This window comes from Methanospirillum sp., assembly GCF_035560735.1.
GTDB lineage: Archaea > Halobacteriota > Methanomicrobia > Methanomicrobiales > Methanospirillaceae > Methanospirillum.
In genome coordinates this window covers 1-3,418 of record NZ_DATMYY010000198.1, presented here as the reverse complement: position 1 = coordinate 3,418, position 3,418 = coordinate 1, and the positions used below count along the sequence as shown (strand labels likewise).

Below are 3,418 nucleotides of genomic sequence, written 5' to 3'. Positions count from 1 at the left end.
TACGGGCCCCAGAGGCTCTAATTAGGTGGATAGTATGAGTATATAAATCTTGTGAAATTTTTTCAGACTCACCGATGGATTGATCAAGATTCATATCTGGATGAGAAGTCAAATTCAATATCTGAATATCTGGAACTGAACTGATATGGTTGTAAAATATCTCCTTGGGAACGAGGCAATTGCCCACGGCTGCCTTGAAGCTGCGATTGATACAGCATTTGGATATCCGGGCACCCCTTCATCTGAAGTCATAGATACTCTCAGAGCATGGCCTGACCGCCAGTCATATGTAGAATGGTCTGTCAATGAGAAAGTGGCATATGAAGAGGCGCTTGCCTCATCCTGGTGTGGTATGAGGTCTATTGTGACCATGAAACACGTTGGTCTCAACGTGGCTGCAGATCCACTAATGACCTCAGCTTACACCGGTGTGAAAGGTGGATTTGTTGTCCTGTCTGCTGATGATCCATTTGCACATTCATCACAGAATGAGCAGGATAGCCGCTGTTATGCTGCTTTTGCACGAATTCCCTGCCTTGATCCAAGTTCTGTTCAGGAAGCTCATGACATGGTCCGTGATGCCTTCTCCCTGTCAGAAGAGTTTCTGCTTCCCGTGCTTTTCCGGCCGACCACGCGCATATGTCATTCAAAAAGTGATGTGAACCTGGGTGAGGTCGCCGCATTAGACCGGCAGGCATCCTTTGAAAAAGATCCACGGCAGTATGTTGTGATTCCAGCGCACACACGTGTCCTTCACAAGCAGCTCAATGAAAAGCAGGCCTCGCTCAAAAAAAGGCTTGTTGAGTCTGGATATAACAGATCTGTAACCCGGGGGAAGATAGGGGTTATAGCAGGTGGAATCGCTGCGTCATATGTTCGTGAAGTTGTCGCTGATTCAGTTTCCATTGCACAGATCGGTGCCTATCCAATCGATGACGAGTGGCTTTCTGGCTTTATCAGGAGTCATGAGCGGATCCTTGTTGTTGAGGAACTTGCCCCGGTTATTGAGGAGGCTGCCAGGCAGGTGGCCGGAGTGGTTCCAATTCTTGGAAAGAAGACAGGGCATGTTCCCTACGAAGGTGAACTCTCTCCAAGCCGGGTAGCGCAGTATCTCCAGGCAGCAGATATCCCGGTAAAGTCAGATTACCCAGCTGCACAGTCACCGGCTGGTCTGCCTGTCAGACCTCCAATCCTGTGCGCCGGATGTATGCACCGTACTGCAATGTATGCGATACGAAAGGTGTTCAGAGATGGAATCTTTCCAAGTGATATTGGGTGTTACACCCTAGGGCTTCAGCTTGGCGTTGTTGACACCACTATCTGTATGGGTGCATCGATAACAGTGGCATCTGGGATGGCACAGGCTGGTGAAAAACACGATATTGTCTGCACCATTGGGGACTCCACTTTTCTTCACACCGGTATTCAGGGCCTTTTAAACGCAGTGTATAACGACGCAAACATCACTGTGGTAATCCTTGATAACCGCATAACTGCGATGACAGGACACCAGCCAAACCCAACCACTGGTGTAACCGCTTCCGGCGTTGAGCGTCCTGCGGTATCCCTTGAGATGCTTTGCAGGTCGTGTGGTGTCCCTTTTGTTGAGACTGTCAGTCCCTCTGATCTGATTCAGTTCACCGGGGTTCTCAAAGATGCAAAAGCACGCAAGGGAGTCAAAGTGATCATTGCAAAACAGCCCTGTGTTATCACCGAGAGAAGAGCCAAGATCAACCGGGGTAAGTTCAGGGTATCCAGTAACAACTGCATCGGATGTAAAGCATGCATTAAATTCGGATGTCCTGCGATAGAACTTCATAGTGGTATCGCATTGATAACCGATCTCTGTTCCGGTTGCGGAGTATGTACTCAAATCTGCCCGGTATCTGCCATATCCCCGGAGGTAAAAGAATGAGTTTTGATGTGCTGATTGTAGGAATCGGTGGTCAGGGAACTATTCTGACCTCAAATATCCTGGGAGAGGCGTGTGTTATTGAAGGGATCCCTGTTCGTGGCGCAGAAACTCACGGGATGGCACAACGTGGTGGTTCTGTTGAAAGCCAGATTCGGATTGGTCAGGAATATGGTCCGCAGATTGCTCCCGGAACCTCTGATCTCATCATCTCCTTTGATCTCATGGAAGCAGCCCGCTACTGTCATTATCTCAAAAAAGGTGGTTTCATATTTACCAGTCAGGAGTATGTGGTTCCAACGTCTGTTTTTATGCAGGATTTCCCTGCACCTGATGAACAGATGATCATGGGGCTGATTGGGGATCGCAAGGTTGTCGTAGTGGAAGCACGAAGACTTGCTGAAGAGGCAGGAAGCATTCTGACCCAGAATATTGTTCTTCTGGGAGCAGCTTCTTCTCATCTCCCGCTCAAGGAGCAATCCCTTCGCGAAGCCATCAGCAGGACTGTTCCCAAAAAGACGATCGAGTTAAATCTCAAAGCCTTTGATCTTGGGAAGGCTGCTTGCTCAACCAACTAGACTTCCTGGGTACAACCCGAATCCATAATTTTAAAAAATTGGAGGATATATGAACGCTCACACCTGCCAGCGATATACTGACTTTATGAAACGCCGGGATGTTTCCTGGATCTTCTGTATCTGCTGCGCTTTGTTTGTTATCGGCATGGGCCTTACGTTCCAGGCCCCCTGGATTGACTGGGATGCTTCTGATTACATCAATGTGGCAGAAAATATTGTGCATGGGAAGGGAATTGTCAGCGGCTGGGAATCTGATACGATTCATAAATTCTGGCCATTGACTGTCTGGCCTCCACTCTATCCGATTCTAATCGCTGCATTGATGCTGGTGGGTTTTACATCGGTAAATGCTGCGATGTGGGTTCAAATTTTATCCCTTGCAGGAATTGTGGTGGTTTCTTTCTATCTGGGTAGAGAGATCGACTCTCCACTTGTGGGATATCTATCAGCATTTTTAATTCTGTGGATGAGTACGCTCTGGGAACTGACCCGGATGGCATTAACAGAAGTACCGTACATCTTTTTCTCTATTATTGGATTGTTTTTCCTCATCCGGTACCTCAAATCCGAAACCTCTTGGTATCTCCTGTATGCTGCTCTCTTCTGTGGGGCTGGTGCAGTCACGCGGTATATGGGTGTAACTCTAATCTTTACCGGATTACTGATTCTTACAATCCAGCCCTGGAAAAAACCCATAGCACAACTACGGCAGATTGGGGTATTCGGTATTATTTCTTTTCTTCCTCTGTGCCTGGTTTTTATGCGAAATATTTCCAGTACTGGTTATTTCAGTGGTGCAGACCGCGGTGGTGGCTCTGGTAATATTGCCGGGGTTGCTCATGATATGGCAAATGTTATCATATCTGATCTGACTCCTTTCAAACCTCTGGGCCAACTAGGATTTTCCAATATAATTTCTGAGATTACC

3 protein-coding genes are annotated in these 3,418 nt (G+C 47.5%); all 3 read left to right on the top strand.

All coding sequences use genetic code 11. The annotated features are described in order from the left end of the window. The first annotated feature begins 145 nt into the window (after positions 1 to 145). Positions 146 to 1,915: an indolepyruvate ferredoxin oxidoreductase subunit alpha gene (gene iorA / locus VN429_RS05840; protein ID WP_325630849.1), complete on the top strand. Its 1,770-nt coding sequence runs from the start codon at positions 146 to 148 to the stop codon at positions 1,913 to 1,915. Next, positions 1,912 to 2,490, top strand: a complete 579-nt coding sequence (locus VN429_RS05835; RefSeq protein ID WP_325630845.1) for an indolepyruvate oxidoreductase subunit beta — start codon at positions 1,912 to 1,914, stop codon at positions 2,488 to 2,490. The genes iorA and VN429_RS05835 overlap by 4 nt, the downstream gene beginning before the upstream one ends. A gap of 49 nt (positions 2,491 to 2,539) precedes the next feature. Continuing rightward, a partial coding sequence (locus VN429_RS05830) for an ArnT family glycosyltransferase (protein WP_325630843.1) occupies positions 2,540 to 3,418 on the top strand: 879 nt, incomplete at its 3' end.

Bases quoted from the DNA above. Each gene is read 5' to 3' on its own strand.
- iorA (WP_325630849.1), top strand. From the start codon at position 146: ATGGTTGTAAAATATCTCCTTGGGAACGAGGCAATTGCCCACGGCTGC.
- VN429_RS05835 (WP_325630845.1), top strand. From the start codon at position 1,912: ATGAGTTTTGATGTGCTGATTGTAGGAATCGGTGGTCAGGGAACTATT.